This window comes from Endozoicomonas ascidiicola (genome assembly GCF_001646945.1).
GTDB classification, from domain to species: domain Bacteria; phylum Pseudomonadota; class Gammaproteobacteria; order Pseudomonadales; family Endozoicomonadaceae; genus Endozoicomonas; species Endozoicomonas ascidiicola.
The window spans coordinates 710,297-737,189 of sequence record NZ_LUTV01000005.1 but is presented as its reverse complement, the minus strand read 5'-3'; the positions used below and the strand labels follow the sequence as shown (position 1 = coordinate 737,189).

Annotated in this window: 29 protein-coding genes and 6 tRNA genes; 16 read left to right on the top strand and 19 right to left on the bottom strand. The window is 45.6% G+C overall.

The features are described from left to right. Positions 1-182 precede the first annotated feature (182 nt). From AKL11_RS17135 to AKL11_RS26685, 9 genes are all read right to left on the bottom strand, one after another. Positions 183-578 (bottom strand): PDDEXK family nuclease, encoded by a 396-nt coding sequence (locus AKL11_RS17135; protein WP_067519652.1) that lies wholly within the window; start codon positions 576-578, stop codon positions 183-185. A gap of 31 nt (positions 579-609) precedes the next feature. Further along, positions 610-1,539, bottom strand: coding sequence for a UPF0236 family transposase-like protein (locus AKL11_RS17130; RefSeq protein ID WP_366556863.1), 930 nt, complete (start codon positions 1,537-1,539; stop codon positions 610-612). A 92-nt stretch (positions 1,540-1,631) separates the two neighbouring features. After that, positions 1,632-1,916 carry a hypothetical protein gene (locus AKL11_RS17125; RefSeq protein ID WP_067517018.1) on the bottom strand — a complete coding sequence of 95 codons (285 nt, stop codon included), beginning with the start codon at positions 1,914-1,916 and terminating at the stop codon, positions 1,632-1,634. A 24-nt stretch (positions 1,917-1,940) separates the two neighbouring features. Beyond that, on the bottom strand, positions 1,941-2,363 hold the full coding sequence (locus tag AKL11_RS17120) for a hypothetical protein (protein WP_157673625.1): 423 nt from the start codon (positions 2,361-2,363) through the stop codon (positions 1,941-1,943). A gap of 176 nt (positions 2,364-2,539) precedes the next feature. Next, positions 2,540-2,848 carry a hypothetical protein gene (locus AKL11_RS17115; protein WP_067519648.1) on the bottom strand — a complete coding sequence of 103 codons (309 nt, stop codon included), beginning with the start codon at positions 2,846-2,848 and terminating at the stop codon, positions 2,540-2,542. Positions 2,849-2,958: 110 nt separating this feature from the next. Further along, positions 2,959-3,789 (bottom strand): hypothetical protein, encoded by an 831-nt coding sequence (locus tag AKL11_RS17110; protein WP_067519645.1) that lies wholly within the window; start codon positions 3,787-3,789, stop codon positions 2,959-2,961. Positions 3,790-3,906: 117 nt separating this feature from the next. Next, positions 3,907-4,659 carry an enoyl-CoA hydratase-related protein gene (locus AKL11_RS17105; protein WP_067519642.1) on the bottom strand — a complete coding sequence of 251 codons (753 nt, stop codon included), beginning with the start codon at positions 4,657-4,659 and terminating at the stop codon, positions 3,907-3,909. 127 nt (positions 4,660-4,786) lie between these two features. Further along, complete coding sequence (locus AKL11_RS17100) at positions 4,787-6,085, bottom strand: hypothetical protein (RefSeq protein WP_067519640.1); 1,299 nt, start codon at positions 6,083-6,085, stop codon at positions 4,787-4,789. A gap of 76 nt (positions 6,086-6,161) precedes the next feature. After that, positions 6,162-6,386 (bottom strand): cysteine-rich CWC family protein, encoded by a 225-nt coding sequence (locus AKL11_RS26685; protein ID WP_095210458.1) that lies wholly within the window; start codon positions 6,384-6,386, stop codon positions 6,162-6,164. A 120-nt stretch (positions 6,387-6,506) separates the two neighbouring features. Here AKL11_RS26685 and AKL11_RS17095 point away from each other — a divergent pair, with 120 nt between their 5' ends. Both AKL11_RS17095 and AKL11_RS17090 read left to right on the top strand, forming a co-directional pair. Next, a complete protein-coding gene (locus AKL11_RS17095; protein ID WP_067519637.1) occupies positions 6,507-7,586 on the top strand; it encodes an efflux RND transporter periplasmic adaptor subunit in 1,080 nt (359 codons plus the stop codon). Then, positions 7,583-10,645: an efflux RND transporter permease subunit gene (locus tag AKL11_RS17090; RefSeq protein ID WP_067519635.1), complete on the top strand. Its 3,063-nt coding sequence runs from the start codon at positions 7,583-7,585 to the stop codon at positions 10,643-10,645. The genes AKL11_RS17095 and AKL11_RS17090 overlap by 4 nt, the downstream gene beginning before the upstream one ends. Before the next feature lie 64 nt (positions 10,646-10,709). Here AKL11_RS17090 and AKL11_RS17085 read toward each other — a convergent pair whose 3' ends face one another. Then, positions 10,710-11,684, bottom strand: coding sequence for a hypothetical protein (locus tag AKL11_RS17085; RefSeq protein WP_067519632.1), 975 nt, complete (start codon positions 11,682-11,684; stop codon positions 10,710-10,712). A gap of 139 nt (positions 11,685-11,823) precedes the next feature. Here AKL11_RS17085 and AKL11_RS17080 point away from each other — a divergent pair, with 139 nt between their 5' ends. Together AKL11_RS17080 and AKL11_RS17075 are read left to right on the top strand one after the other, a co-directional pair. Continuing rightward, positions 11,824-13,077: a pyridoxal phosphate-dependent aminotransferase gene (locus AKL11_RS17080; protein ID WP_067519630.1), complete on the top strand. Its 1,254-nt coding sequence runs from the start codon at positions 11,824-11,826 to the stop codon at positions 13,075-13,077. A 39-nt stretch (positions 13,078-13,116) separates the two neighbouring features. Further along, positions 13,117-13,935 (top strand): M48 family metallopeptidase, encoded by an 819-nt coding sequence (locus AKL11_RS17075; RefSeq protein ID WP_067519628.1) that lies wholly within the window; start codon positions 13,117-13,119, stop codon positions 13,933-13,935. 248 nt (positions 13,936-14,183) lie between these two features. On the opposite strand, the gene AKL11_RS17070 is transcribed toward AKL11_RS17075, so the two are convergent. The 3 genes from AKL11_RS17070 to AKL11_RS17060 all read right to left on the bottom strand — a co-directional run bounded on the left by AKL11_RS17070 (position 14,184) and on the right by AKL11_RS17060 (position 17,036). After that, entirely contained in the window at positions 14,184-14,834 is a 651-nt protein-coding gene (locus AKL11_RS17070) for a hypothetical protein (protein ID WP_067519625.1), read from the bottom strand. A 187-nt stretch (positions 14,835-15,021) separates the two neighbouring features. Next, positions 15,022-16,374: a sulfurtransferase gene (locus AKL11_RS17065; RefSeq protein WP_067519623.1), complete on the bottom strand. Its 1,353-nt coding sequence runs from the start codon at positions 16,372-16,374 to the stop codon at positions 15,022-15,024. Positions 16,375-16,484: 110 nt separating this feature from the next. Further along, positions 16,485-17,036, bottom strand: a complete 552-nt coding sequence (locus AKL11_RS17060) for a carboxymuconolactone decarboxylase family protein (protein WP_067519621.1) — start codon at positions 17,034-17,036, stop codon at positions 16,485-16,487. 248 nt (positions 17,037-17,284) lie between these two features. Here AKL11_RS17060 and grxD point away from each other — a divergent pair, with 248 nt between their 5' ends. The 9 genes from grxD (at position 17,285) to AKL11_RS17015 (ending at position 20,022) form a co-directional block, all read left to right on the top strand. Beyond that, a complete protein-coding gene (gene grxD, locus AKL11_RS17055; RefSeq protein WP_067519618.1) occupies positions 17,285-17,626 on the top strand; it encodes a Grx4 family monothiol glutaredoxin in 342 nt (113 codons plus the stop codon). Positions 17,627-17,899: 273 nt separating this feature from the next. Then, positions 17,900-18,274 (top strand): hypothetical protein, encoded by a 375-nt coding sequence (locus AKL11_RS17050; RefSeq protein ID WP_067519614.1) that lies wholly within the window; start codon positions 17,900-17,902, stop codon positions 18,272-18,274. 192 nt (positions 18,275-18,466) lie between these two features. Beyond that, on the top strand, positions 18,467-19,069 hold the full coding sequence (locus AKL11_RS17045; RefSeq protein ID WP_067519612.1) for a peroxiredoxin: 603 nt from the start codon (positions 18,467-18,469) through the stop codon (positions 19,067-19,069). A 142-nt stretch (positions 19,070-19,211) separates the two neighbouring features. Continuing rightward, positions 19,212-19,287 (top strand) — tRNA-Asn (locus AKL11_RS17040). A 38-nt stretch (positions 19,288-19,325) separates the two neighbouring features. Then, positions 19,326-19,401, top strand: a tRNA-Lys gene (locus AKL11_RS17035). Positions 19,402-19,575: 174 nt separating this feature from the next. Then, positions 19,576-19,651: transfer RNA gene (locus tag AKL11_RS17030), tRNA-Lys, on the top strand. Positions 19,652-19,704: 53 nt separating this feature from the next. Further along, positions 19,705-19,780 (top strand) — tRNA-Asn (locus tag AKL11_RS17025). A 38-nt stretch (positions 19,781-19,818) separates the two neighbouring features. Further along, positions 19,819-19,894: transfer RNA gene (locus tag AKL11_RS17020), tRNA-Lys, on the top strand. 52 nt (positions 19,895-19,946) lie between these two features. Further along, positions 19,947-20,022, top strand: a tRNA-Asn gene (locus AKL11_RS17015). Here AKL11_RS17015 and AKL11_RS26680 read toward each other — a convergent pair. The 4 genes from AKL11_RS26680 to AKL11_RS16995 all read right to left on the bottom strand — a co-directional run bounded on the left by AKL11_RS26680 (position 19,981) and on the right by AKL11_RS16995 (position 23,590). After that, positions 19,981-21,564: a recombinase family protein gene (locus AKL11_RS26680; RefSeq protein WP_366556862.1), complete on the bottom strand. Its 1,584-nt coding sequence runs from the start codon at positions 21,562-21,564 to the stop codon at positions 19,981-19,983. The genes AKL11_RS17015 and AKL11_RS26680 overlap by 42 nt on opposite strands. After that, a complete protein-coding gene (locus tag AKL11_RS17005; RefSeq protein WP_157673624.1) occupies positions 21,470-22,045 on the bottom strand; it encodes a hypothetical protein in 576 nt (191 codons plus the stop codon). The genes AKL11_RS26680 and AKL11_RS17005 overlap by 95 nt, the downstream gene beginning before the upstream one ends. Before the next feature lie 232 nt (positions 22,046-22,277). Further along, a complete protein-coding gene (locus AKL11_RS17000) occupies positions 22,278-22,541 on the bottom strand; it encodes a co-chaperone GroES (RefSeq protein WP_067519604.1) in 264 nt (87 codons plus the stop codon). Then, positions 22,538-23,590, bottom strand: coding sequence for a tyrosine-type recombinase/integrase (locus AKL11_RS16995; RefSeq protein WP_067519602.1), 1,053 nt, complete (start codon positions 23,588-23,590; stop codon positions 22,538-22,540). Before AKL11_RS16995 ends, AKL11_RS17000 begins: the two co-directional genes overlap by 4 nt. 587 nt (positions 23,591-24,177) lie before the next feature. Between AKL11_RS16995 and AKL11_RS16990 the strand changes: the two genes are divergently transcribed. From AKL11_RS16990 to AKL11_RS16980, 3 genes are all read left to right on the top strand, one after another. Continuing rightward, positions 24,178-24,594, top strand: coding sequence for a hypothetical protein (locus AKL11_RS16990; RefSeq protein ID WP_067519599.1), 417 nt, complete (start codon positions 24,178-24,180; stop codon positions 24,592-24,594). 170 nt (positions 24,595-24,764) lie between these two features. Beyond that, on the top strand, positions 24,765-25,238 hold the full coding sequence (locus AKL11_RS16985) for an ankyrin repeat domain-containing protein (protein ID WP_157673623.1): 474 nt from the start codon (positions 24,765-24,767) through the stop codon (positions 25,236-25,238). A gap of 97 nt (positions 25,239-25,335) precedes the next feature. Continuing rightward, positions 25,336-26,211, top strand: coding sequence for a BstA C-terminal domain-containing protein (locus AKL11_RS16980; protein ID WP_067519594.1), 876 nt, complete (start codon positions 25,336-25,338; stop codon positions 26,209-26,211). 52 nt (positions 26,212-26,263) lie between these two features. Here the strand turns inward: AKL11_RS16980 and AKL11_RS16975 are convergent, their stop codons facing one another. Both AKL11_RS16975 and AKL11_RS16970 read right to left on the bottom strand, forming a co-directional pair. Beyond that, positions 26,264-26,647, bottom strand: coding sequence for a hypothetical protein (locus AKL11_RS16975; RefSeq protein WP_067519592.1), 384 nt, complete (start codon positions 26,645-26,647; stop codon positions 26,264-26,266). Beyond that, entirely contained in the window at positions 26,647-26,871 is a 225-nt protein-coding gene (locus AKL11_RS16970; protein ID WP_067519589.1) for a hypothetical protein, read from the bottom strand. The genes AKL11_RS16975 and AKL11_RS16970 overlap by 1 nt, the downstream gene beginning before the upstream one ends. Positions 26,872-26,893: the final 22 nt, after the last annotated feature.

The following is a 26,893-nucleotide window of genomic DNA, read 5'->3' as shown; positions in this document are numbered from 1 at the left end:
GCTGGAGCGATTTGATGAGCCGTGTGTCCATTATGATTTTCATCCAGTAATTTTGGACGAAAGATCAGAAATCACAGGCTCATTTCATTTTGGAAACAAGGGCTCCGTTCAGGCTCATTTCATATTGGAAGAGACTCTGGCTGTCTTTTACGATCTTGCGGGTATTATACTCAAAAGTTGTTCTAAGTCCGACAGGCTCCTAGAGAATCGAGATAAATGACCATTCTGGTTGATGGTTTTGCTGAACCGGTAGAAAGATCCACCGTAAATGTTTCTGGAAGCTCCTGCCTGACCACGGTTTCCTGATAGTTGCCGTGGGGTTGGTCGGTGATAACCAGAGTGGAACCGGGTACCGGCTTCTGTTTTAACCAGTGCTTCAGCGTATCCCGGGTATTGGGGCGATACCAGTACCCTTGATGGACGTGGCCCGGAGTATCGATAAACTCTGCCGGTACGGCTTTCAAAGCGATTGGCAAGTCTGCCAATTTATGTAAAAGAATGGCTACATCGGTTTCTGTTTTTGCTGGCTTCAGTTCATAAGCCTGTGCCCATTTGGCCAATACATCGGACTGATCCATAGGGGTGAAATTAAAAGTGTCCTTTCACCGGTTACCCTAAGCGCTCCCAGTACTGATCCCATTCACCGTTAGCTCGTAATGTTCTTAAGCCAAGCATTGCTTCAGCGTTCTCGGGTTTCCACCAGGCGCCGGGTATCTTGAGTCGCATTTGCACTATTGAACTGTTCGCACTCTCTATTTCACCAGAACCGATGGGAAGGTTTACCGCTCTCGCTGCCGCATATTCAAACTGACCTGGACGGTTTCTGATGTATCGATGGCATTCCTCAGACTTATTCGCGGCCTTGCCCTTCTTTCCATTTCTATGCTGATCAAGCTCTGCTATGACTGCACTCACATCTCCTGACTTCATCCGTTCCTGTTGGCAATGCCGCCACTCGATACGAGCCGCCTTTTTATAGCCCACGCACTCTTCTGCTGCATCAGCAAAGTACTCAGAGAGATGGTAATAGTCGACAAGGTAGCTCCCTTGGTTTCCAAACACCCTTTTTGCCTGGCTGGCAATCCAGGTAGCTCCATCACTTACGCAGTGAATAGACGACTTCGGATTAAAGCCTTGTGCTAAAGCACAGTTTAACCACTGATCACCGGCCTTATTAGGGCCTTTCATAGTAGCCAGATGACGCTTATCATTGCTGCCGAGCTTATAGACCTGACAAAGCTTGGCTTCTTGCCATTCCGTTTTACGCGTTTTTCGTTTGTCTCCGTCTTCTACGTCATTAAATAGAACAACAGGAATCATACTGCCATCCATTTCGCCCACAAACTGCTCAGCTTCACCGGTGAAGTCCTGAGAATTCTGTTCGGGAATGAAGGTTTCCTCTTGCATGCAACTGGCATGTTCAAGCGTAATAGCACGTACAGACGACTCAGGAATATCTATACCGTAATGTTCGTGCATTTTCTTAGAGGCTGCCTGGAAAGAGCAGTCAGCAGCAAAGTCGACAATTTTGCGTTGAATAGTGAGAGAATAGTCTCTGCAGTGAACCTGGGCAGCATGGCTAAAGGGTCTGAATCGATGTTGATCGATCGTTGGACAGCGCTCAACGACGCCTATTTTTCCGTAAGTGCTGAACCAATGAGTGTTTTTTTTCGAACTTTACTGTCGGGGTGTTTCAGGCAGGCCTCAGAAAACTTCTGATTTTCTTTGCAGGCACCCCAATCAGTAAGAAGCTCGTTACCCATACTACGGAGGTTCTGTATGACGGTCTCCTCAGCATCACTGGCACGATCGAGCTGTCCAGACTCAGCTTCAACGATATCTAATAGGGCAGACACTCTACGTTCAAGTATCGGGTGGGCAGCAAGTCTATCAGCAAGAGAAACAGGCGAGGACATATTGATCTAACCGCTGAGAAATACTCATACAGTATTGTTCAAATCTTGGTTTTTTGGGGATGAAAAGGCTCTGGTGAGCACATTTAATTTCACCCGATCCATAGTGGCGTGCAATGGCCGTTCACTGACCAGAAAGATAAGGTGTTTAAATCTCAGCCCCTTATCCCAAAGCTCCGTCAGATGTTGCAGCCGATGAAGCATGCCCGGTGCTGTTGAGCCCAGCAGAAGTAGATAATCATATTGGTTTGACGATGGTTCAATAGACCCTGTCATTCGGAGCTGTTTCAGTAATTGGAATACTCGGTGTGTTTTTTCTGCGGACAGATTGATGTCCGGTAATTCCCAGCGCTCCTGTGCTGGCTTTCTTCGCCACTGCTGACTGGCTTCAATCATTGAGCTCAGGCAGCCATCGTGAGTGATATCAAATTCATTTAAAAGTTGGCTCAATGGTTCAAGCAGATGTTTATTATTTGAGACGGCGCTTGGTACATCGCTGAAAGCTTGTATGCTAGAAAATATCAAAACGATAAGCCCATAAGACCAGTGGTAAGTGGGTATCTTCCGAGTCAATTTCATTGATTTAGTCCCTGATAAATCAGGGACAAGCATAGACGATTTACAGATTAGTGCTGCTGGGATGCGGCAGATCCGCTGTTTTGACTTTGCTGAAGGATAAACTGGCTGAGTTCGGGCATATCCTGATTTTCAGGAAAGTGCTTGGCCATGGCTTCGAGCATAACGGTGTACTCATCAGCAGGTTTTTGCAGCAGGTAAGTCAGGAAGGTATAAATGCGATCTGACATTTCTTTGTTGATCTGACTGTATTGTTGATCATTAATCTGTCCCATTTTCTGACACTCTTCAATAGTAGATTGACGAGTGCAGTTGGCAGAGACAATAAGTGCCAGTTTTTTGATGTTTTGGTCTTCCATGGAACGCTCCGTGTTCGCTGATTTAATGTCTGCATCACTAATTAAAGCTAGTTGTTGAATTCAGGTATTCAAGTTGGATTTACTCTCGGTTTTAAATTTTTCGGACAATGCTACAAATTTACAAAGCCTATTTGATAGGTCATCGGTTTATTTTCCTCTTTGGCTTTTTGAAAACAGAGGTTCGAGTGCTGTAAGACTACTTCGGCAAGGAAATTCATCATGTTCTCAGGTTTAGCCGTTTCGGCTTTATAAGATTGATGTCCTTCTGGGTAAACCAAGTGAATAGCGTTATGGTCTGCATGAAGTACTTGTGTAAAATCGGGAGTATTTTGGTGGGTGCTGTAACAGGAAATAATGAACCCCATTTCACGATTTAAATCGAGGGTGCCACTTTCAATAACGGATTCAAGGCCCTCTAAAAAAGATTTCTTCAATTCATCTGATGTTGAAAATGGGGATGTTATTGTTAAAGCTCTTTCTTTGGTTGGGTCATCTATCAATGTTTTGTAGCTGGATACGCTTTCATTTGATGGTGAGAATGTCATGTTTGGAGAAACAGACCTTCCCGCGGTAACTAAAATATTAGGTAGCGGGTCGGAAAGTGAGTTTCGCCAATTCTTATTATCCGCTTCACTCTGTTTGACCGAATGATCGATACTCCTCACAGCACGAAACAATTGGAAAGATAGGTAAGTAGTAAATATAAGAAAAGTTGTTACTCCCCTTCCCTTAAGAGAGGTGATATCAAGGAGTTTACACGCCCCAACTGAGATAATACTTGGAATAGCAATATTCTCGACTGCCCCTACAGTAAATAAACCTGCTTTGGGTTTTGATGAATCCGGTTTGCTTGTGGCCTCTATGGGGAGAGGGTTCTTTCTGGCTGAATCGGCACTATTAAACTGACCGTTTTGAGCTACAGCACCGGTGATGTGATCCATAATTACCCTCCAGGATTGTGAAGTGGAGAGCAGTTGATCACTGCTAACCACTGGTAATAAGCAATTGGAGAGGAAATAAGCTAAATAGTTCAAAATCAAAGGTTGTTCGAATACCTATTACTTTCCAGCAAAAAACGCCGCCATCACCTGCCGGGCTTCCTCAGAAACCAACCTTTCCCCAAACAGCCTGCCCTCTTCATCAATACGATCAAGAACATCCTGCCGGTGGGTGCCGGTAATCAGCTGTTTGGTCAGCACTAGCGCTTCTTGAGGTTTGGAAGCTAATGCCTGTGCTTTCTGGAGTGCCAGATCGAAAACCTCATTATTGGAGACAATACCATTGGCAATGCCCAGCTCTTTTGCTGTCTTACTGTCAAAAAAATCACCCAGCATCAACAGTTCTGATGCCCGTTGACGCCCCATCAGGTTAGGTAGCAATAGGCTGGAGGCGGCCTCTGGAACAACGGCGAGATTCACAAACGGCAGGCGCATTCTGGTATCTTCACCGAGATACACCAGGTCACAATGCAACAGCAAGGTGACACCGATACCGACAGCAATACCGCTGGCTGCCGCAACAAGCGGTTTCTTCTGAACAGCCAGTTGCCGCAGCAGTTTCATGGCAGCCGGTTCTTCGGAAGTATCCTGGGCCAGGAAATCCTGCAGATCGTTTCCGGCAGTAAATACTTCAGGCTGAGCACAGAACAAAACCACACGTATACTGTCATCCTGATCCGCAGAGACCAGTGCCGTACGAATAGAGTCGTACATAGCCGCTGTAAGTGCATTTTTCTTTTCCACGCGATTAAAACGAATGGTCAGTACGGCATCCAGTTGCTCTATAAGGATGTGGTTAGACGAACCTGACATGATTCTACTCCCAGCGATATTTTGTCATTATTTTCTGGGCATACTCTATTACAGGTATGTATAAAATGGCAGGAAATATCGTGAAAATAGGGAGGTTGCTTCCTCCTCTCTCCCTCAGAATTGTACTCTATGACCAAGCTGTTGGACTCTTGAATCCACTTTGCTTATTTTGCGTCAGACTAAAGCTGGCTGCTCGTTCTAATAAGTAGCGATTTCCCTGGTAGCGGTAATCTTTATCATTGGATAAAAATTGATGTAGATGCTCAACTTGTTTGTCTTGATCTTCAGTTGTGGCGTTTTGAATTGACTGAAGATGATCTTTCAGAGTATTTGTTGTTCCCTGAAATCTTGAGTAACAGTGCATTTTTGTCTGCAGGTTAAGTGAATCCCGAATTGGCTCAGGTTTATTTATTTTTGCGTTTTCTGTTGCTTCAACTCCTTTAGTGTTCATTTCTTCTGCCAAGCTCTTAATTTCTGGCTTAGTCAAGCTGGACAGATATTTTCGGATATTTACAGTACTTATTCTCGATGTATCTGGCCCTGGCTGGCTAGAACCTTCTGAGGTTTTAATTTTGGGTATTTTTTGCCAGTCAAGATAGTTATTGAGTCTTTCAACAAAATAATCGGTACATGGTTTTAAATGAGTATTGGCGTGAACGAGAAATCGGCAAAAATTTTCAATATCACAATCATCGTTGGTGGAAAGCAGTAAGTTGTAGAGGATACTTTCCTTACCACCTCGAAAACTCTGAGTACACTCTAAGCTGTAGGCTTTCAGGGTAGGACGAAGAGTCAACATCTCATAGCATGGTGTATTTTCTGCTTTGAAGCGTTTGTAATCAAAGTTTACCCGGCTAACCAATGTAGCGATGCCTTGGCTGCTTAGGGAATTTATAAACTCTTTGAGGCGCGCTTTGCCTATTTTTGCTGGTAAAGGTTGAGGGTTGTTCTCAAGGTATTCTTCATTGGGGTGAGGTTGGTGTGTAGCATGTAGATGCTGTACAAACTTATGGGTTATTGTATTTTCCTTGCTTGCTAACTCACAGAAAGCTATGACCTTTTTTCTGTTCTCTGGGTATGAAAGATCAGTTTTGTCCTTAACTCGCTCAAACGTTTCTGTCATGGTCGCTAGAGGGTGTTGTTCCCAGAAGGCACTTGGTGCATTTGGCATAATTTTTTTCAGTTCAGGTTTCAGGCTTTCTTTAGTGATGCTGACGTTGCCATTAGAAGTGCATTCCTGATAGTACTCTCTGACTTTTTTGACAACGTCTGCCGAGTATTTAAGTGTTTGAATGGCCTTGACCGGACTGCTTTCATGCACTTCTTTGGCAAATGCGGAAGCTATAGCGACATGTTGTGGTGCTGGATTCTGACATTTATCAATGACTGGAGAACTCGGTGTTGAGCCATTAGTGACCGCTGTCATATAGAAAACCCTCACTTGCTTGTTGCAGTGAGGGTTTTGACTGGTTAATTGATATTTAGTTCAAACTTGTTTTCTCTCACATCTTGGAAGTGCTCTGGGCGTTATCCTCATGTTTCCGTTTTATTTCTTTTAGGCACCTTGAGCAATAACAGTTGGCAGCCTTTATTGGTAATGGCAGCTTCTCCGTTGAAGGCTGTTCTGGTGCACCTTGCATACACCAGCAAGTTTCTGGTGGTTGCCCCAGTGAAAAGGCGCATTGATTGGGTTGTAAACACCCAGGGCAAAGATTGACTTCTGTCATGACAAGTAACTTCAACGTTCATGCTGATAATTATCAGAACATGGATTAACAAATATTTGTTAGCATATTGCCCAAATAACGAATGCCAATAATAAACAGAACAGCGTTACTGGAGAAGAAATGAAACAGCCCTCCCGATCATTTCAACAAATCGCGCTGGTTTTCGTCGCGACAAGTCTATTTGCCGGATGCAGTCAAGAAGCCGAGGTTGAAGAAGAATTATTGAGGCCGGTGCGCTCAATAATGATTAGCTCTATGGAATCTGTTGAGGTCAAAGAGTTTCCTGCGGTCATTGACGCGGCTCAGAAAGCCAATCTGAGCTTTCGGGTGTCAGGAAAATTGCAATCGCTGATGATCAAAGAAGGCGAGATGGTTGAAAAGGGTGAAAGTGTTGCCCAGCTGGACCCTACAGATTTTGAAATTCGACTGAAAGATCGTCAAGCCTCTTATGATGTTGCCCGTTCAGATTATGAGCGAGCCCGAAAACTGGTGGATAAAGGCGCTATTGCCAGGGCCGAAGTGGAGGCTTTGAAGGCCAAAGTCAGCACCGCAGGCTCGCAGTTAGAGTCCGCACAAAAAGAACTTGAATACACCATCCTGACAGCGCCCTTTTCAGGCCGAATAGCCCGACGATATGTTGAGAACTACGAAGAGGTATCTGCTAAGCAGGAAATAGTGTCCTTGCAGGATACTTCAACTCTATTAGTAAAGATGGAGTTGCCAGAAAGCGTATTGGTTCGTGCCCGTGCGGATATGAAAAATGGGCTGTTTTATGCGCGCTTCAATGCCATTCCGGGCCAGCAATATCCACTGACGTTGAAAGAAGTCTCCACGCAGATTGATGAAAGCAATCAGACGTATACCGTTACCTTTGATATGGCCGCAGTTAATGATCGTCTCATATTACCGGGTATGTCTGCCGTGGTACGGGCTGAACAGAATATACCCATCAGTGACCTTGTTCGCATCCCGGCGTATGCAGTTTTGGAAGACAATAATGGCCGTTTTGTTTATGTCGTCAGTGATCAGGGTAATGGCGTCGGAGTGATTTCCCGTCGTGAGGTGAGTACGGGGGAATTATCAAAAGTGGGTCTTGTCATCACTACCGGTTTGGCCGTGGGGGACCGTGTTGTGACTGCCGGTATGAGTCAGATGACTGAAGGTATGAAGGTCCGTCTGCAAGAAGGGGCGGCACGATGAATATCACCCGGGCTACCCTCGAGAATAATCGCACGGCACTGGTGTTGATTATTGTTTTGATTATTACAGGCATTCAGGCCTATCAGAACTTACCACGAGCATACGACCCGGGTTTTATAATCCGGGCGGCTCAGGTGATCACCTATTTTCCCGGCGCCAGTCCGGAGCGTGTTGAGCAGCTTATAACAGATCCACTGGAAAAGGTTGTTCAGGAAATTCCGGAGCTGGACTTTGTGCAGAGTGTCTCCAGAACTGGTGTTTCCATCATTACCGTGAGTATAAAGGAAAGTTACTCCGATATGCGGCCTATCTGGGACAGTCTTCGGCGGAAAATAGAGAGTGCGCAAAAAACGTTGCCTGATGGTGTGATTGGCCCTGAGGTGAATGATGAGTTTGGTGATGTGTTTGGGGTTGTTGTCACGTTAACAGGTTCTGAATTCAGCTATGTAGAGTTAAAGGAGATCGCAGATCAGGCCAAAGATGAGTTTCTTAGATTACCGGAAGTAGCCAAAGTTGAAATCTATGGCGCACAGGAAGAACGTATCTTTGTAGAGTACGACAATGCTCGCCTTGCAGAGTTTGGTTTGTCGCCCACACAGCTTATGCAGATGTTGAGCAGCCGCAATATTGTTAATCCCGGCGGTTCGATCACGATTGATATGGAACGTATCGAGCTTGAGCCGACGGGTAATTTCGAATCGGTAGAAGATATCCGTAAAACCATTATTACCATTCCTGGCAGCAACAATGTGGTTTATCTGGAGGACATAGCAACAGTAAAACGAGGCTATGTAGATCCTGCGTCTTCTATGGTGCACTCCTCAGGCAAACGTGCTTTGGGCATCGGCCTTGCTATGCGTGAAGGTGGCAATAATATCCGTATGGGCCAGGAGGTAACGACGGTTCTGAAGGATCTGGACCAGACTTACCCCATTGGCATTAATTTCGATGTGCTGAGTTTCTCGCCCAAAGAGGTGGAAGATAAGGTTAATGACTTTGTCAGTAACCTGCTGCAGGCGGTGCTGGTGGTGGCGGCCGTTATGCTGTTTGCCCTTGGGCCACGCACCGGATTGATTGTTGCGTCATTGATTCCCATGAGCATGATTGCTGCCATGCTGGTTATGTCGTTTTTAGAGATCGGGCTAGATCAAATCTCCCTTGCGGCACTGATTATTGCTCTTGGCATGCTGGTGGATAATGGCATTGTGATGGCGGAAAGCATCATGGTGCAGATGAACAGTGGCAAAAAGCCGGTAGAGGCCGCTGTTGATTCTGCTGGTGAGTTAAAAATACCGTTGCTGACCTCATCTCTAACGACGGCCGCCGCTTTTTTACCGATTTATCTGGCCGAGTCCGCAGTGGGTGAGTTCACTGCTTCTCTCTTTCTTGTAGTGACGATTACCTTGTTGTGTTCATGGGTTCTTTCCATGACGGTGATTCCATTGTTGTGTGTTCAGTTTCTAAAACCCAGCACAGACACTACGGATTACCAGAGCGGGTTTTATCTGAAATACCGAATGCTATTAACATGGGTGTTAAAGCATCGGGCGATGACGTTATCAGCCATTGTTGTCACCTTTTTTGTGGTGATGAGTGGCTTTCAATTTGTACCCAAGATTTTCTTTCCCCCTTCGGATCGGCTCTATTTTAAAACAGAAGTCGAGCTGCCTCTGGGCACCTCCATTGAGCGAACAGAAGCCATTGTAAAAGATCTGGAAGCTTATATTGCGGCAGAGCTTCAGGTGAATGGTGAACGCAGTGAAGGCGTGACGAGCTGGAGCAGTTATATCGGTAATGGTGGCCCTCGGTTTGTCCTTCAACACAGCCCGGAGTCTGCAAGCCCGAATTATGCGTTGATGGTGATCAATACCACGTCGTCTGAAATTATTGATGACATGATGCAGAAACTGGATCGCTATGCCTTTGATTATTTTCCAGATCTGCAAACCAACAGTCGTCGTATAGAAAGCGGTGTGTCGGTGAAGAACCCGGTTGAAGTTCGGCTGTATGGTCGAGATGCTGATCAGTTGTTTGTGCTGGTTGATAAGCTAAAGGCAGAAATGCACCGGATGGCGGGTTTGAAAAATATTAACGATGACTGGGGACAGTGGATCAAAAAATTTACCGTTGTCGTTAATCAGACCAATGCGTTGCGAGTTGGCGCCACCAGTCAGGACATTGCCCTGTCATTGCAAAGCGGCTTGAGCGGTCTTGAGTTAACCCAGTATCGGGAAGGTGAAGATGTTATCCCCGTAGTGATGCGTTCCCGGGAAGGAAATCGGCAGGATATTGATCAACTGGAAACCTTGTCTGTTTACATTCAGTCCACGGGTAAAACAGTCACTTTGACGCAGGTAGCGGATATTGAAGTGGTTTGGGAACCCGCAAAGATACTTCGGCGCGATGGGCTTAAAACGGTTTCTGTCGGAGGGCAGTTGGCAGGTGGTATGACGGCAGCAGAAGGTTTTGCCGAGCTGCAGCCGTGGTTGGACGAGCACTCGGCCAACTGGCCTTCAGGTTATCGCTATGAACTGGGTGGCGAGGCGGAAACGTCTGGTAACGCGAATCAGGCCATTGGCGATAAACTGCCAATGGCCGGTTTTATCATCATGATTCTGCTGGTGGCGCAGTTTAACTCTCTACGAAAGCCGGTGATTATTCTGGCCACCATTCCTCTTGGGTTGATTGGGGTCATTATTGGTTTGTTAACCGCCCAGAGTTTCTTTGGCTTTTTCACCTTGTTGGGTGTGATCTCTCTGGCAGGGATTGTGATCAATAATGCCATTGTTCTGCTTGAGCGTATCAAGTATGAAATCGACGACAATGGGTTGCCGCCTCAAGAAGCCATCGTGATAGCTGCACAACGCCGACTTCGCCCAATATTGCTGACTACAGCAACCACGGTATTGGGTATGATTCCTCTCTATCTTGGCGGCGGAGAAATGTGGGAGCCTATGGCAGTAACGATTATTGCCGGGTTGTTGTTCTCCACTTTGTTGACGCTGGGGTTGGTGCCTTTGCTTTACTCACTATTTTATCGGGTACAGTATAAGGAATGAATGAGAGCAGGGTGTTTTTAGATTGCACCCTTAATCCGGGTGCTTCTTTAATCTTATGAACGAATTAAGTCGTTGCTGATGTGCTTTCAGCATTGTTTGGTTTGTCCCAGATTCGTTTGAAATCTGGTAGAGACTTCATTTTTTCGTATCTTTCCTGATATTGATCAAGGGTGTTGCCAAGAGTTGTTATGAACTTTTGGTACTCGTTTTTCTTTTCAGAGGCGAGATGTTCTAAAAAATAAGTTGCACTCTTTTTCAAAAATTCTGACTGTTTATCAAGTCTCATTGATTTGATATGCCCTTCAGCTATTAAGCGTATTGGTTCCTCAATGGTAACGCCGCAATCGGCAGCTTTTCGTTTTCTGCTAGCCATTGGTTTTGATTGTATATTGGATGGTGCTTCGCAGAAGTCTGATTCTGCAAGGTTTCTCCAGTGAAAATAGTTTTCCGGGATACGGGATTTATCGTCATCGGGTATGAAGTGTGTTGCACTCCAGTCAAGAGATATCGTTTGAAATTGAACTTCGGGGTCCGCTTTTGATTTAATTTCTTCTCGCCTATGGTTCATCAGCCAACGATGTAAATTTGGATTTTCATTAGCTAGTTTGCAGGCTGTCCATTGATGACCATGATGAATAATGTTGATAATATTCTTTTCTACATAATCATTGAATTCACACAGTTTGTTCCAGTCGTTTTCTTTTGTGACCCATATTTTTATAGCTGACGTATAGTGGCTGGATTCCAGTAAGTCTTGAATGTCCAAAGAAACAGCTCTTGCTATCGTTTCATTATAAGTTGGTTGGATTGATGGGTTTTCAGGTAGGTAAAAGGAACTTCGGGATGATCTTCCCATTATAGATGGGGTTTGGTTGGTCATTGCTATAGGCGGTGTTTTATTTTCCGTGGTTAACTCCATTTTTACTTTTCTGGTTTTAAAATATGTGTTTTTACCGCCTTCAATATTTGATTCGGGATGTTTGAATGATGAAGGCTCGGAAGAATTCGGTTTTGATGAAATGAGGGGGGGGGTAATCATAAAGATATCCTGCAAATTTTAATTTCAAAAAAATTCGACAAAAAAAACGAATGTAAGTTCCAATAGTATCCCTGATTGATTTATCTCGATCATTGAACGAAAGTATTCTTATCCAGGCAGAATCAAGGATGGTTTACACATGGTACAGCTTGACTCAAGGGTTGCTGCCCTGAAACCTTCAGCCACACTGCATATCAACGAACTAAGCCAACAGCTTATTCGTGACGGTAAAGATATCATCAGGCTGGGATTAGGGCAGTCACCATTTCCAGTACCTGATCGAGTGGTTCAGAGCCTGAAAGATCATGCGGGAGAAAAAGATTATCTGCCTGTGCGCGGCCTGCTTCAGTTGAGAACGACCATTGCGGATTATTACCAGCGTCGAACTGGTTTGGGTTTTAACAGTGATTCGGTGTTGATTGGTCCGGGCTCCAAAGAGTTGCTGTTTAACCTGCAACTTGCCACCAAAGCTGAACTTATTCTTCCGGCACCTTGCTGGGTGTCTTATGCGCCGCAGGCTGAAATGCTTGGGCGATCAGTGCGTTATCTACCCACCATCATGGAAGACAACTGGCGTATTGAACCAGAACAGCTGAAACAACTTCCGGATTCGGGCTCGCCCAGATTGTTGCTGTTGAACTACCCGTCCAATCCAACTGGAGCCAGTTATGAGCTGGAACATATTCAGGCGCTGGTTGACGTGGCGAGAGCACAAAACATCATTATCGTTTCCGATGAAATCTATGGAGAAACCCGGTTTAGTGGAGAGCACCATAGTTTTGCCAAGTGGTATCCAGAAGGCACAATTATCAGTGGCGGGCTCAGTAAATGGTGTGGTGCCGGCGGCTGGCGTCTTGGAGCGATGGTGTTTCCAGAATCGTTGCGTGAGCTTCAGAATGCCATGGCAGTGATTGCCAGTGAAACCTTCACCTCGGTCAGCGCGCCTATTCAGCATGCGGCCTGCTGTGCGTTTGAGGAGCATGACGATATTCAGTGCTATGTGCAAAATAGTAAATCCATTCTAAAAAATATTGCCGAGTATATGGTCAGTCAGTTACGAGCTATGGGGCTGAAAATGGTTGATCCTGTTGGTGGCTTTTATCTCTTTGTCAGTTTTTCCGGTCACCGTGACGAATTAAAAAAACGCGATATTCTTACTTCTGAAGCCTTATGCGATGCGTTGTTGTCGGAAGCGGGGGTTGCCATGTTGCCGGGCAGTGATTTTGGATTGAACGCAGATGAGCTGTTTGTCAGGTTGGCGTTTGTGGATTTTGATGGCGCCAGTGCCTTGCAAAACGTGCAAAATCAGCCAGTTGATTCTCAACGGTTTGTTGAAGACAATTGTCCAAGACTTGTCGAAGCCTGTCAGCGTCTTGCCCACTGGCTTCAATAGAATGCTCCATAAACAGAAGAAAAACGGAGAAGGTTGTTCATGAAGATGTGGCTTAAAGCGCTTGGAATCAGCCTGTCGGTATTTCTGGTCGGATGTCAGACGGTATCGACCACTAATTCCGGCGTCATCGGTGTTGACCGTGAACAGACCATGGTTTCCCTGTTGTCTGAAGAGCAGGTGAACGCCATGTCGGTGCAGGCCTATAAAGAAGAACTGAGCAAAGCCAGTAAAAAAGGCAATTTGAATCAGAACGCTGCAGAAGTGAAACGCCTGAGAGGCATTGGTAAGCGGTTGGTGTCCCATGTGGGGGTATTTCGAGAGGATGCCCGTCGCTGGAACTGGGAAGTGAACTTGACCACCGATGAGCAGCTAAACGCCTACTGTATGCCGGGCGGTAAGATTATGTTCTACACCGGCATCATTAATAAACTGAAGCTGAACGACGATGAGATCGCCGCGATCATGGGCCATGAAATGGCGCACGCCCTTCGGGAGCATGGCCGTGAAGCGATGTCCCAGGCTTATGGCATTCAGCTTGGTCAGGATGCCCTGGGGATCTTACTGGGAATCAGCCCGGATGTTATGAATATTGGCAGCACAGTCGTAAATTATGCGTTGACGTTGCCAAATAGTCGCACCAATGAGGCAGAGGCGGATTTGATTGGACTGGAGTTGATGGCAAGGGCGGGTTATAACCCGAGAGCTGCCGTGTCCCTCTGGCAAAAAATGTCTGCGGAAAGTGGGCAGAAAGTGCCGGAATTTATGAGTACTCATCCGGCGCACGATACCCGGATTAATGGATTACGAGCCAATATTGTTAAAGTTGACCCGCTATATAGGAAGGCTATTGGAAAATAGGTGGAGCTGAGCTTCTTCTCTTTCGAGAGGCTGTCGAAAAACTCCAAATATCTCACTCCTATGCTTTGAGGCTGCCGCAAAAGCCCTGGTTCCCATGCTTTGCGTGGGAACCCATACATCTATCTCTTTGAAAATTAAGAGGTATGCATTCCCACGCGGAGCATGGGAACGAGGTTTCTGGAGTTTTGCGACAGCCTCGCTCCGCGTGGGAACGAGGTTTAAACGGCATTGGCATTGTTGTATTGCTATTAATTGTTACTTGCCGCACAGGGTTCGCTTCTGAGCCCTTTCAGGAATGCGTCCAGCGGGCTTACTTCCTGACCTTGTAATAAAGAATGAGCTTTTTGAAAGCGGTCGTCCATGCATCGATTAAATTCACGTATATGCTCATTCATTTTCTTGTCACCTTCGCGTGAACTGCCTTTCGTTTTTACTTCAACACCAGCGACCACCCCATGGACTCCAGAGGTGAATAGGTTGATAGGTGCAGTAAACACTGTCGCTGCAGCAGCTGCAGGAACACCAGCCAGGAACCCCGCTATTTCACCGGCGTTGGCGCCAGTGCGCAAGCCACGAATGGTGAATTCCGACAGCGATTTCGTCTCCCGTTTGCACCAGCCAAAATGTTCCCCTATATAGGAGCCAGCAATGCGAGCACCGCCTTCAACGAAGCCCGCTGCAGCTCCAAGGCCTGCACCTATACCCTCGAGAGCGAGTTTAGCGACGTTATAGGTAAGCTTGGCGGTGGTAATTGCAATTTGGGCCACCGTTCTACCAAAGCATTTGGCGGCAGAGCTGAAGGCTCTGGTGTTGGAGTGCGGGGCGCCAGTGGCATCTGGATTATTCAGGGGGGATTGTTGCAGGAATGTGCGTTCCAATAAATAGTCTAAGGTTTCCATTTTTTTATCCTTATTTGTATTTGCTGAGAAGGGCGGTCTTCAAATTGAAAAGCGAGAGGTACGAAACGATTGTGCAATTATAGGAGGGATTTGGATTTTGTCTGTACAACCGTACTGACAAGTAGGTTAGCAGGGCTAACAAAATACGAGGGTATCCGGAGCCCTGAATAGAGAGAGGTGTGAATAGTTATTCAGATACAGGGTTGTTGGAGTCCAGGCTCCAGCCAGTCCAGCCATCATCAAAAAGGCTGATTTTCTCCCAACCCATCAGATACGCGGCAAATAATGCTTCGCTGGCTCGCCAGCCTGTGCCGCAGTAAAAGCTGATGTCTTTATCCGGAGTGATGGCTTTGTTTGCCCAAATGGTTTCTATTTCAGTCCATGAGCGCATAGTGCCATCAATATCCTGATAGTTGTCCATATCGTAGGCAGTATTGCCGCTTTCCAGTAGCGTTGATCCGGGAATATGGCCGGCTTTCTGGTAATACAGGTAACCGGACTTCTCACCATTAAACTCTGCCCTGGTCATGATACTGGCCAATACGCTATCGTTTTTCTCAAGAAGCGTTTTCGCTTCAGGAATATTGATAACCAGCTTCTTGTTGGTGGGGCTGGTTAATGATGGCTTGCTGAGAGGCTCGGGCTTATTAACTTCGGTCTGAAGATCAAATCCTTGGGAGCTCCACGCCTTTTTACCACCATTCAATACGCGAACATTGGTAACGCCGGCGTACATTAAGGCAATTGCAGCACGATAGGCGGCCATGGCCAGCTTATCTGCATAAACGATGACCGTTGTATCTTTGGCAATACCGTAGTTGCTTAGAACCTGAAGCAGCTTTTTATCAGGAATATAATTCCAACTGGGTGTGCCACCTTGGTCCCATTCTATTTTCTGAGTGTCTAGATAAACGGCACCGGGAATATGTCCGTCTTTGTAGGCTGATTGCTCATCGTAGCCCACTTCAATAATGATGGGTTTAACGCCTGTTTTGGCTGCCGTTTGTTCAAAAAGCCATTGGGGATGAACCAGCTTTTCATACAGTGGTAATTGACGGGTTTTATAACCTGACTCGCTCCAGGCTTTCATTCCACCGGAGAGTAAAAAGACCTTGGCGAAACCCTGCTGTTTCAAATACTGATAAAATGGCTGAACAGTGTGGTTGTTGCCATAAATCACCACAGGGCTGTCTTGAGTAATGCCTTTATCTTTTAGTAGCTGTCGTTGTTTTTCGGGTGAATCCAGTAGATCGAGCCAGTTGGGCTGAAAGCTGATGGCACCGTTGATATGGCCTTGCTTGATGCCTTCGCCTACAGGCCATCCGTTATAGAAATGATCCGGACGCGCATCAATCAGCTGATGAGGAAGATTTTGCTGCTTCCAGCGTTGCAGTTGTTGTGCAGAAATTTCAGCGATGGGGTAATCCACTGGCGCAGGCGTGTCTTTTTGTTGGTGTTGATAAATAGTAACGCCAACTAGAATGGAAACACACAGGGCTAGCGTGAAAACTGTTTGGGTCGCAGGCTTTTTGAAGGGCATTGAGAAATCTCTTCTGTTGGTTCAATAGCAACAGATCAGTGAAAGAGATGGTTGTGATGTACAGAGTAAAGGACTCGGCCTTATTAAATGTAAGGCCGTAGATTCACTGATTATGGCTTCTCAGGGAGTTTGCAGAAGCCCTCGGCTGGAACATCCAGCGCCGCATTGAACTTACTGGACAGGTTCTGAAAGGCAATAAGCCCGGTCAGTTCGATAACGCCATCTTCGTCGAAAAAGGTTTTTACCCGGGTCATCAGCTCCGGAGTGACGTGTTGATCGCTGTAGGTGATGGCTTCGGCGTATTCCAATGCAATCTTTTCTTTCTCATCGAACAGAGCAGAAGTTTGCCATTGATCGAGGGCGTTGAGTTTATCCATGCTGCCACTGCGTTGAGCCAAGGTCATGCCGTTCACATCAATGCAGAAGGCACACCAATTCACTTGAGAAACCCGAACCGTGATCAGAGAGCGCAGTTCCGGAGAGAGAGGAGAGCTTTTGCGATCCAATACACCATACAGTGCAGCAACAGCAGCAAACAATTTGGGTACTCTTGCCCACAACAGGCCAGGCTTTAACACTTTGCCATAGCGGCGCTTCTGGCTCCAGAAGAACGGCTTGAGCCACCAGGGGTAATTTTTTAGTGGTTTTTCAGATACGTACATGGCTGCTTGGCTTTGTTAAGTAGACAGTTCGGTTGATAGTCTCAGTTCAACGTTGCCCAGGCAAGCATTGAACGAGTGTTCTATAAGGAGCTTCATAAGGGATTGATCGGGACTTTCGACATGATGGGCAGAAGGAATCACTACTCTTATTCAGGAAAAAGATTCAGGAAATAACATATGGTAGCAGTCAGGTATTTTCTTTAGAATGCCGACCTAAACATTCCAATTTTTTAAATAGAGGTCGTCTCATGGACGTAATGGAGCAAATAAAAGAGCAGATCGAATCCCATGCGATCCTGCTGTATATGAAAGGATCTCCAAAACTGCCACAGTGTGGTTTTTCCTCCAAAGCCGTTCAGATCCTGATGGCTTGTGGTCAGCAGTTTGCCTTTGTAGATATTCTGGCGAATCCTGAAATTCGTGCAAACTTGCCAAAATACGCGAACTGGCCGACGTTCCCGCAGCTGTGGGTTAAAGGTGAGCTGATTGGTGGTAGCGACATCTTGATTGATATGTACAACAGCGGTGAACTTCAGACGCTGATTGATGAAGCGGCTGGTGCTGATAAGGCTGAGCAAAAAGAAGGCTGAGCGTTTGAACAGCGAGCAATAATGGATGTGTTCGCTGATCATTCAACCTGCTTCATCTGAGAACCTTTCTGAACGGTGTGTTGATCTACATCAAAAGCCCCTTCTTCTTCTTCGTCCTTATAATTATCTCTTGCTGGTGTTGATCGTTTTCAGCAGCTGTGGCCTATGTCCGTTTTTAGCGCTACATCTACAGACACCCGTCTTCTATTTGAATGCTTGTCGGTGTTATCATTAACTTAGGATTATTCAAGAAACATTAGCAGGAAGCACTTCATGAATCATACCCAAATTGCCATCAACTCTATTGGCAAAAATATTTCGTCGCTGCAGCAAATCTCTGCATTTATCAGTAAATCCAGAAAATACCATTACGCCGTTGCCTGTCTCAGTTGTTTAGCCGGTACCGGACTATTGTTATCCAATATCGTGCTTGGAAAAGAGATGAACGTCATTGCCGGCTTGAGTGGCGCAGTGATTGCTTATGCCTTTACCATTTACTCTTCCATTGGTGCCCGTTCATGCGTCCAGCAGATCGAGCAGATTAAAGCGCTGGAAAAGGAAATGGATCTTGGTAAAAGCGAACTCAAAGTGCTTGAGAGCAGAATCACCAAACAGAAGCTTTCCGTTCGAGATGCAACCACCGTTTAGCTTTCCTGAGATAGCTTACAGTTGAAACATTAGTACACCTCACAAGGTATGTATTTACCAGTCTGTAGTAGGCGAATCTCGCAACCCTGTGTATTATTGTGTACGTAGTTTTTCATAGTGCGCTCTGCTTGGAAGGTTAGATAGTACTACCGTATGAAGCGCATATCTTTGCACCCTACTGGAGATAAAAATATGGCCGTTCTAGTCGGTAAAAAAGCACCTGACTTCACAGTTCCAGCCGTTCTGGGCGATGGTTCTATCGTTGATGCGTTTTCGCTGTCTGAAACGATTCGCGGCAAGTATGGACTGATTTTTTTCTATCCTCTGGATTTCACCTTTGTCTGCCCTTCCGAACTGATCGCCCTTGATCATCGTATGGATGCTTTCAAAGAGCGCGGTGTGGAAGTGATTGGTGTCTCCATTGATTCTCACTTTACTCATAACGCCTGGCGTAACACACCGGTTAATGCCGGCGGTATTGGCCCAGTGAAATACACACTGGCTGCTGATATGACACACGACATCTGTAAGTCATACGATGTTGAGTCTGATGGCGGTGTTGCATTCCGTGGCGCATTCCTGATCGACAAAGAAGGTGTTGTTCGCTCTCAGATTGTGAATGATTTGCCTCTGGGTCGTAACATGGATGAATTGATTCGTCTGGTGGATGCCCTGCAGTTCCATGAAGAACACGGTGAAGTTTGCCCGGCAGGCTGGAACAAAGGCGACAAAGGCATGACAGCGTCTCCTGATGGTGTGGCAAAATACCTATCAGACAGCGCTGATAACCTGTAAGTAACTGGCGTATTGAGAAAAAAGCTGTGTTAGCAGCTTTTTTCTTTATGAATTTTTTGTTGAAGAAGGCTTGACTCTCAGCGAAATAACCTTAATATTCGCTGCCGTTGGTTGGCGACGAAACATCGCTTCCAAACGCTGTTCCCTGATAGCTCAGTTGGTAGAGCAAATGACTGTTAATCATTGGGTCGCTGGTTCGAGTCCAGCTCGGGGAGCCAATATTTTCTTTGAATCTTTGCGTAAGATTTGAAGATATGGGTCGTTAGCTCAGTTGGTAGAGCAGTTGGCTTTTAACCAATTGGTCGAAGGTTCGAATCCTTCACGACCCACCACTTTCGTTAAAGAAAGTTACAGGCAAGTAATAGCAAGTAGCTAGTAATAGTAGAGTGTAGCAGTGGCTACAAAATAAACCGCCAGAGCATCGGCGGTTTTTTTATCCTGACAGAAGTGTTGGTGATAAAACGAGTTGATTCACGTTGAATGCGTGAAGATTGAAACAGTTTCAAGGGTCGTTAGCTCAGTTGGTAGAGCAGTTGGCTTTTAACCAATTGGTCGAAGGTTCGAATCCTTCACGACCCACCATTTTAAGATGTGTGTTCAAAATGCTAGACGGTGCATTAAAACTGTCGCGTAGTTCCCTGATAGCTCAGTTGGTAGAGCAAATGACTGTTAATCATTGGGTCGCTGGTTCGAGTCCAGCTCGGGGAGCCATTTTACTCTTTAAGCCTTTGCGAAAGGTTTGAAGAAACGGGTCGTTAGCTCAGTTGGTAGAGCAGTTGGCTTTTAACCAATTGGTCGAAGGTTCGAATCCTTCACGACCCACCATTTTAAGATAGCGTTCAAAATGCTAGACGGTGCATTAAAACTGTCGCGTAGTTCCCTGATAGCTCAGTTGGTAGAGCAAATGACTGTTAATCATTGGGTCGCTGGTTCGAGTCCAGCTCGGGGAGCCATTTTTTTCTACTATGAACCGCTGCAGAGTCGATAATCACAGCGGGATCATAGGAAATCTTGATCTCTTCCTCTCCTACGACAATCTCATCCAAAACTGAACTTAGAAACTGACGAAGCTTTTTCGGATTGTTTTGTTCCTTCATCATTCCTGAAAAAAAGTCCGATACTTCTTCAACCATTCCATCGGTAATTTCAAACTCTGGCGGCCTTTCTTCAGATAGTCTTTCCAGCTCCGCTTCCAGTTCTTTAATTTTTTGATTGTTCTCTCTGAGTCGAGGTATCAGATCACCAAGGTTTGCAGGTCCTTCAGGATCTTCCAGAAACTCATAGAGTCTTCTGTTTCTGGTGCGCAGCTTTTCGGACTCCGCCAGAAGAGTTCGTTTCTTTCTTCTATTTTCTTTTACCCAGTTACCGGCCAGGTCATTAATTTCCATAATCAGTTCAGTAAGATTTTCACGAGTGAAAATTCTGGCAGCGATGGTATCGAGCAGAAAGTTATCAAGTGCACCTGCTGAAATACGTTTATGTTTTGTGTCACAGCCTGAACCGTTGCTTCGGCTCTGGCACTCATAATAGTAATAGGTTGAACTTCGACCAGTAGCACTGGTGATGACCATGTTCTCTTTGCAGCGACCACATTGAACAATACCCGTGAAGAGCCTGGTGCTTTTGGCAGAGCCTGCATTTCCTTTTGGTGATGCACCATCAATCAGTTTTTGCACCTGCACAAAGCGATCTTTTGAAATGATCCCATCATGACTATCAACAGTAATCCATTGCTCAGGCGGGTTTTTGGTGCCGTTGTGAGCGCGTTTATTGAATGTGGTCATACCTGCCACTTTCTCGCTCTTTAAAACGCTATATACAGAGGTTTTCGTCCAACGCTTGCCTCTATTGGATGAACCCTGCTCATTTAGGATTAGTGCAATAGATTTTGCTCCCATCCCTTCTTCACGGAGTTTAAATATTTGTTCAATGAGTAGCGTTTCAGTTGGTACTTGGACGAGGCTCTTTCTTTTAGGGTCTGCTGGGGATGGTGCGGATTTAAATCCGTATGGAGCGTTTCCTCCATTCCAAAAGCCGTGCTTGGCGTTTTTGATCATGGATCGGCGAGTGTCTGCGCCTACCTGGTAGCTCAGGTATTCATCGAACAATTCAAGCATGCCTTCCTGAAGGATGCCTGAGCCAGATTTTTCGATGTTTACCGTTACATAGGCAACTTCGGTTCCAGAGTCTGTCAGCCGGCGTTTATTGAGCTGTGCTTCCAACCGGTTTCTGGCGAAGCGGGAAGTTGACCAGCAGATGAAGTAATCAATATCGAGGTTTTCACAATAGGCCAGTGCTGCCTGAAAAGCTGGCCGGTTGTCATTTCGTGCACTTAAACCTTCATCTTTGAATATCTGCTCAACGGTTGCCCCAAGTTCAAGGGCTTTTTTCTCACATTGTTCAAGTTGAGATTCCAGGGGAAGCTCTTTCTCGGCCTGCTTGTCGGTACTGACTCGCAGGTATATGACGGATTTTTTCTTCTGCTGCTGGCTCATGACACCTTCTTGCAACTCTTTGAACGGTTCGCAGGCTGATATCGATACCCATTTCAGCCCGTAGATACTTATGTATGACAACAGGACTCTCACCTTCGTTCGCAAGAGCCTTGATAACTTGATCTCTCTGATAACGCAGATAGCGTTCGTATCTTGGCACGGTAACACGAATAGAGCTATTCAACTCTGCGCCCTGGTCGATTGCCTGATCAAGAACCTGCCACATTTCAAGAAAGGCAGGAACGCCAATCACGGCAGCAACATCCAACCAGGTTTTTGAAACACCCATCGAAGCGAGCTCAGAAAGAGCCGAACCGGAAACTTCAGAACTACTGCAGATATTCAGGTACCCACCCCCCTGCTGGGGAGGGATGGTTTGTTCTTGCCGAGCCCCCACCCCTTGCTTGATGAGGCCCATTTGCAGGTGTTCATCCAGATATATTGGGTTTGTACTGCGCTTTACCCTCAGTTGAGTATCCATAAGTGCTTGATCTCCCGTAGTGTGCGAGCTGTTCAACTGCGCATAATGGGAATATACGCAGTTCATATCATCTTCTGCCAAAGACGTTTTAGGCTGTTCTAAAGGGAAGTTTCCAGCACACCCGACATCGTGCGGGAAGCTCCGGTTTTACTGGGTTTAATAATATGTACAGGTTCCTCCTATATCAGTTCTATTACCCTGCTGCATTTGAAAGCAACATCCGTGACCTGATCTAAACCGTGGCCAGAAGATCCTCCTCTCTCACCAACAGAAAGCTCTGCCCTTCATACTTCACTTCAGTTCCAGAATACCGACTGAACAAAACCGTATCACCAGCAACCAACGGAGCGCTCACCTTATGCCCAATATCCAGAACCTTGCCATGAAACTGCTGTGGCTCATCGGTTGTTGGCAGGGCAATACCACCCTCAGAGGTTTGAGGATTACTGGCACGATCAACCAGCACCAGGTTATTCAAAGGTTTTGGCTGACTCATAGTGTGCCTCGCTTCTTCATTTCCTGAACCAACGGAGTCACCGCTGTAGTAATCTTGCCCAGAGGGTTGGTCTTATCAATCACATCGGTCAACTTCTTGCGGGCGATCCGGGCATAAATCTCTGATGTCTTAGGGTCCGCATGCCCCAGCACAGCCTGAACCTGCAAAGTACTGGATTCTTCCTCCATCATTTCTGCGCCCATCATGTGACGAAAAGCATGAGGGTGACAAAGCTCTTTTGGCAGGCCAGCCGCAGCGCCATACCCCTGAATCATCTTCCATACTGATTTGGTCGACAGCCGCCGCGCTTCACCTCGGTACTCATGCTCCGGCACTCTCCGATTGCGAACACTGACAAACAACACCCGCTCACCACTGGGCAACGTACGGTCAACCTGCTGAAGCTCATCATGGCCAAGATACGCCTGAAGCAACAAAGCCGCTTCATTGGGCAATGGCAATTCCCGCTCGTTTTCCCCTTTCTCGGAAACAATCAGCCCCAACCGTTGAACGCCGTTATGCTCAAACCAGTACAAACTCTCCTGATTCAAACTCACGAGACCAGCAACCCGCATACCGGTACCCATCAACAAAGCCAACATGGCCGCATCACGCACACCATTGAAAGAACTGATATCCGCCTGCATTAACAATTGCTCAGCATTCATCAACCCCAACTGGCGGGGCAATTTACGACCAACACTGGGATACAAAAGATAAGAGGAAGGATTGTCACTGATAAGACGCTGGCCATGGAGCCATTCATAAAACCCACGACAGGCCGCCACAACAACATGACGACTTTGCGGAGCGATGCCCTGCTTATGCAACCAGAGCCCGGTAAACTCAGTCAGTGATTTTTGATCAGCCTGGAAAATGGAACGATCACGCTCCCCCAAAAAAACCTGCAGCTGCTTTAAATGGCCACGATATTTATTCACAGTAGAAGACGCACGACCACGACTGGTCAACAACCAGGTTAACCAGCTCTCAATCAGCAGTAATTCTTCATCTGCCTGGTCATTATCCGACTCATTGTTCTTATTCATAATCCCGCCAGGCGCAGCGCAGTTCGTGGAACCGTTGAATGACTATTATTTTACCATATCTCCTTGATATATCAGCTATTACCTCACCACAAACACCCACAAATTTACCCGTGGATGACGGTTTCAGCCGTGGATAAAAAACCAACCTCAAAATAAAAACCGTGGATGCTCCTTGCTGGTATTTTTGTCTGTTTTCTTCCCCCTCTCTTTCTCTTTTCTTCTTCTATTTCAAAGAAATAAAAATATAAATAGATACTGGTTGGCAGAAAACGGCGAAAAATGGCGAATGTGGATAAAACAGGAGCAGTAGTGGGAAAAAGCACAAAGGCTGTGGATAGATAAAAACGTCAATGGCATAATATTCAGCAGGTTAACGACAGCAGCCCACGGAACCACGGAAAAACCAAAGGCTGCCCGATACCCCCATAAGGGAGCAGAGGCGCCCAGCTCCATCCATTCTTGGTTTGGCGCTTGCGCCCCATTCAGGCAGCGCCGCAGGCTACTCGTTGGGGGTGCGGGGGAAGTGGTAAATCATCATAAAGGCGTTGTTTCAGTAACAGACAGTTGGCGGGGTCGGGAGGTAAGTGATGAACAGGTTTATTACGATCAATGCAGGTGAATCATCATCCTTCTGGACACATAAGTGTGCAGAGAAACAGATAGTGGCCGTTTATGTCCGACAGACCAGTAAAAGCATGGCAGAAGTGCATTGGGATTATCAGCCTGGTGAGGCATGTAAGATCTTGTTCGAACAGGAACAACAGCTTGATGGCTATATCGCTGGTCTGCTGGATGCGATGGAAATTAAACCCCGTTCGCGTTGTTGTTATAGCGCTCTGACTGGAACAATCATTGGGTTAACCCATGATGCTGCGCACAAACTGGCCGGTCTTATTGCTGACAAACTGGTTCCTCTATGTGAGAAACGGCTAAAAGAAATAGGGAAATACAACAATCTTCCTCATGTTAAATATCAACGAGAGAAACTGAGTCAAGAGGTATAAAAATTTCTCGTTCCCACTGTCCTCCGTGGGAACGAGAAAGTACTGTAGTTAATGGGAAAAGACCAACGGATTGGTCTAATACGGCGTTATGCCCTCTAGCCAACCAAAGAGATTTTAGTGAAAAATTGATGATCAATAAATTGTAATAAACATATAGATTAGGGGTTAAATTGAAGAAAGTAATATTAGTAACTTTATCCTGCTTGATGAGTTTCACAGCTTATGCGAACGTTGAAATGTATGAATACCTTGGTCTAAAAACAGTTAAGGGAAATCCTTGTTATCTCACTAATGGGCAGTTTACGGAATCATCGATTAATTTTATGGTTTCTGCTTATGGTGATTTCAAAGAAAAGAGTCATATTATTCTTACTGTCATAGAAGTCGCATTAGATGCTGGGTGCGATATTGATTTGCCTAATGAGGTTGGTTTATCTCCTTTAAATAATGCGATTCTGTTCAATGAACCTAAGCTTGTAAGCTTTTTGCTTAACCAGGGAGCAAATCCAAGAAAGCGAATAAAAAGTGATAAGCAATTATTAAACGGTCTTGACTCATATCATTTCTTGGAACTAATAGAGTCTAAAGACCCAAAGAGATATGAAATAATTAGTATATTGGAAAATCATAAACAGAGGGCATAATCAAAAATTTCCAGGGGACGCCTACGGCGCCCCTGAAATTGGCGTTACATTTCTTTCTTAATTATTCACTAATCTTCAAGTATTTATAGGAGCAAATATGAATTACCCTGTTCAAGGATCATTAGATTTAAAAGTTGAAAAGGAAGTTGAAGTTGACGGGGTAGGAATGGGAGTTCTATCCGATGGTACACCCTATTTGACAGGTCGAGGTCTTGCCCGTCTTTGTGGTGTCGACAACTCTGTTATTACCCGACTCGGAGCTGAATGGTCTGAACAGCTTCAGAAACCTAGGGTAACAAGAATCCGACAGATTCTAAATCTCAGAGGCATCAACCCCCAAACTCCATATCTTGAATTTGCTGGCAACAAATATTGGACTGGTTCTGTATGTATTGCTGTACTTGAGTACTATGCTCTTGACGCATCTCAGAACAACAATTCAATTGCCCTTCGCAATTATAGAACTCTTGCTGGCAGAGGCTTTGAAGAGTTCATCTACACGCAAGTCGGATACGATCCCAGTCAATCTGTACCGGATCAATGGAAACAGTTCCACGACAGAGTATCATTAACTTATAATTCCGTTCCTGCTGGTTATTTCAGTATCTTCAAAGAAATTGCAGATATGATTGTAACGTTGGGTCAAGCTGGATTGCATATTGATAATACTTTTGTTCCAGATATCAGCGTTGGCAGAATCTGGAGCTCACACTGGAAAAGTAATAATCTAGCCTCAACTTACGGCGACCGTAGTAATTATTTACACAACTACCCTGATTATTTTCCGCAAGCAGCTTCAAATCCACAAGAACCACTCTGTTATCCTGAAGCAGCTTTAGGTGAGTTTCGTCGATGGTTCAGAGAAGTTTATATTGGGCAAGGAAAGTTTAAAAATTACTTATCTGGTCAAGCTAAGGCAAAAGCACTTCCAGCATCTTTCTCACAAATTGCATTGAAAGCTTTGAAGAAATAAGTAAACGAAATTTTCTCGTTCCCACGGTCCTCCGTGGGAATGCATACCTGACTTATCGGATGTACTTATCGCTTCCATCTACATTCCCACGCAGAGCGTGGGAACGAGGCAATGCTTGGCCACGATAAAACTCACAAGCATCCCACTCTTTATACTCTACGGGTTGCCTATCAACGGTTAGATGCTGAATATGACGATCTTCCGATTCAACCGAATAACGTATAAACCCAATATGGTTATCTTCGCTTGGGGAGTAACCTATAAAAGTTGATGTTTCGTTGTACACTCTTAATTCAATTTCTTTTTCATCCTGCTCATTATAGAAATCAGACACAGCCGATTCTATTTCTTCCATGGTGGTGTATTGCGAAATCTTCACAAATGCACCATGCCACTGAGCACTATTTATGCCTGGTCTAAATGCAATTAATTTCATCAGGAAAAACTCCTCATTACTTTGTTATAGGAAATACTGTTTTCAGGTGTAGCCCAGGCGGGTTTAATTTCAGTTAAGTAGAGAGTCCCTTTTTGATTAAACGCTCTTCTCCTCCCCACCCAGTCATCGACGATATTTTTTAACCCAAGCTTTTCAGCGATTTTCTTTGCATTTCGCGTTTTTCCACATGCAACAGGGCCGTATACAATTATGCTTTGATTCATAGCGTTTTTTCTCCACGGTAGT

Bases quoted from the DNA above. Each gene is read 5' to 3' on its own strand.
- AKL11_RS17070 (WP_067519625.1), bottom strand. From the start codon at position 14,834: ATGGAAACCTTAGACTATTTATTGGAACGCACATTCCTGCAACAATCC.
- AKL11_RS16980 (WP_067519594.1), top strand. From the start codon at position 25,336: ATGAATTACCCTGTTCAAGGATCATTAGATTTAAAAGTTGAAAAGGAA.
- AKL11_RS17100 (WP_067519640.1), bottom strand. From the start codon at position 6,085: ATGACAGCGGTCACTAATGGCTCAACACCGAGTTCTCCAGTCATTGAT.
- grxD (WP_067519618.1), top strand. From the start codon at position 17,285: ATGGACGTAATGGAGCAAATAAAAGAGCAGATCGAATCCCATGCGATC.
- AKL11_RS26685 (WP_095210458.1), bottom strand. From the start codon at position 6,386: ATGACAGAAGTCAATCTTTGCCCTGGGTGTTTACAACCCAATCAATGC.
- AKL11_RS17080 (WP_067519630.1), top strand. From the start codon at position 11,824: ATGGTACAGCTTGACTCAAGGGTTGCTGCCCTGAAACCTTCAGCCACA.
- AKL11_RS17115 (WP_067519648.1), bottom strand. From the start codon at position 2,848: ATGGAAGACCAAAACATCAAAAAACTGGCACTTATTGTCTCTGCCAAC.
- AKL11_RS16995 (WP_067519602.1), bottom strand. From the start codon at position 23,590: ATGAATAAGAACAATGAGTCGGATAATGACCAGGCAGATGAAGAATTA.
- AKL11_RS17125 (WP_067517018.1), bottom strand. From the start codon at position 1,916: ATGTCCTCGCCTGTTTCTCTTGCTGATAGACTTGCTGCCCACCCGATA.
- AKL11_RS17090 (WP_067519635.1), top strand. From the start codon at position 7,583: ATGAATATCACCCGGGCTACCCTCGAGAATAATCGCACGGCACTGGTG.
- AKL11_RS26680 (WP_366556862.1), bottom strand. From the start codon at position 21,564: ATGAGCCAGCAGCAGAAGAAAAAATCCGTCATATACCTGCGAGTCAGT.
- AKL11_RS17050 (WP_067519614.1), top strand. From the start codon at position 17,900: ATGAATCATACCCAAATTGCCATCAACTCTATTGGCAAAAATATTTCG.
- AKL11_RS17045 (WP_067519612.1), top strand. From the start codon at position 18,467: ATGGCCGTTCTAGTCGGTAAAAAAGCACCTGACTTCACAGTTCCAGCC.
- AKL11_RS16975 (WP_067519592.1), bottom strand. From the start codon at position 26,647: ATGAAATTAATTGCATTTAGACCAGGCATAAATAGTGCTCAGTGGCAT.
- AKL11_RS17000 (WP_067519604.1), bottom strand. From the start codon at position 22,541: ATGAGTCAGCCAAAACCTTTGAATAACCTGGTGCTGGTTGATCGTGCC.
- AKL11_RS17075 (WP_067519628.1), top strand. From the start codon at position 13,117: ATGAAGATGTGGCTTAAAGCGCTTGGAATCAGCCTGTCGGTATTTCTG.
- AKL11_RS17005 (WP_157673624.1), bottom strand. From the start codon at position 22,045: ATGGATACTCAACTGAGGGTAAAGCGCAGTACAAACCCAATATATCTG.
- AKL11_RS16990 (WP_067519599.1), top strand. From the start codon at position 24,178: ATGAACAGGTTTATTACGATCAATGCAGGTGAATCATCATCCTTCTGG.
- AKL11_RS17060 (WP_067519621.1), bottom strand. From the start codon at position 17,036: ATGTACGTATCTGAAAAACCACTAAAAAATTACCCCTGGTGGCTCAAG.
- AKL11_RS16970 (WP_067519589.1), bottom strand. From the start codon at position 26,871: ATGAATCAAAGCATAATTGTATACGGCCCTGTTGCATGTGGAAAAACG.
- AKL11_RS17095 (WP_067519637.1), top strand. From the start codon at position 6,507: ATGAAACAGCCCTCCCGATCATTTCAACAAATCGCGCTGGTTTTCGTC.
- AKL11_RS17105 (WP_067519642.1), bottom strand. From the start codon at position 4,659: ATGTCAGGTTCGTCTAACCACATCCTTATAGAGCAACTGGATGCCGTA.
- AKL11_RS17110 (WP_067519645.1), bottom strand. From the start codon at position 3,789: ATGGATCACATCACCGGTGCTGTAGCTCAAAACGGTCAGTTTAATAGT.
- AKL11_RS17065 (WP_067519623.1), bottom strand. From the start codon at position 16,374: ATGCCCTTCAAAAAGCCTGCGACCCAAACAGTTTTCACGCTAGCCCTG.
- AKL11_RS17135 (WP_067519652.1), bottom strand. From the start codon at position 578: ATGGATCAGTCCGATGTATTGGCCAAATGGGCACAGGCTTATGAACTG.
- AKL11_RS17085 (WP_067519632.1), bottom strand. From the start codon at position 11,684: ATGATTACCCCCCCCCTCATTTCATCAAAACCGAATTCTTCCGAGCCT.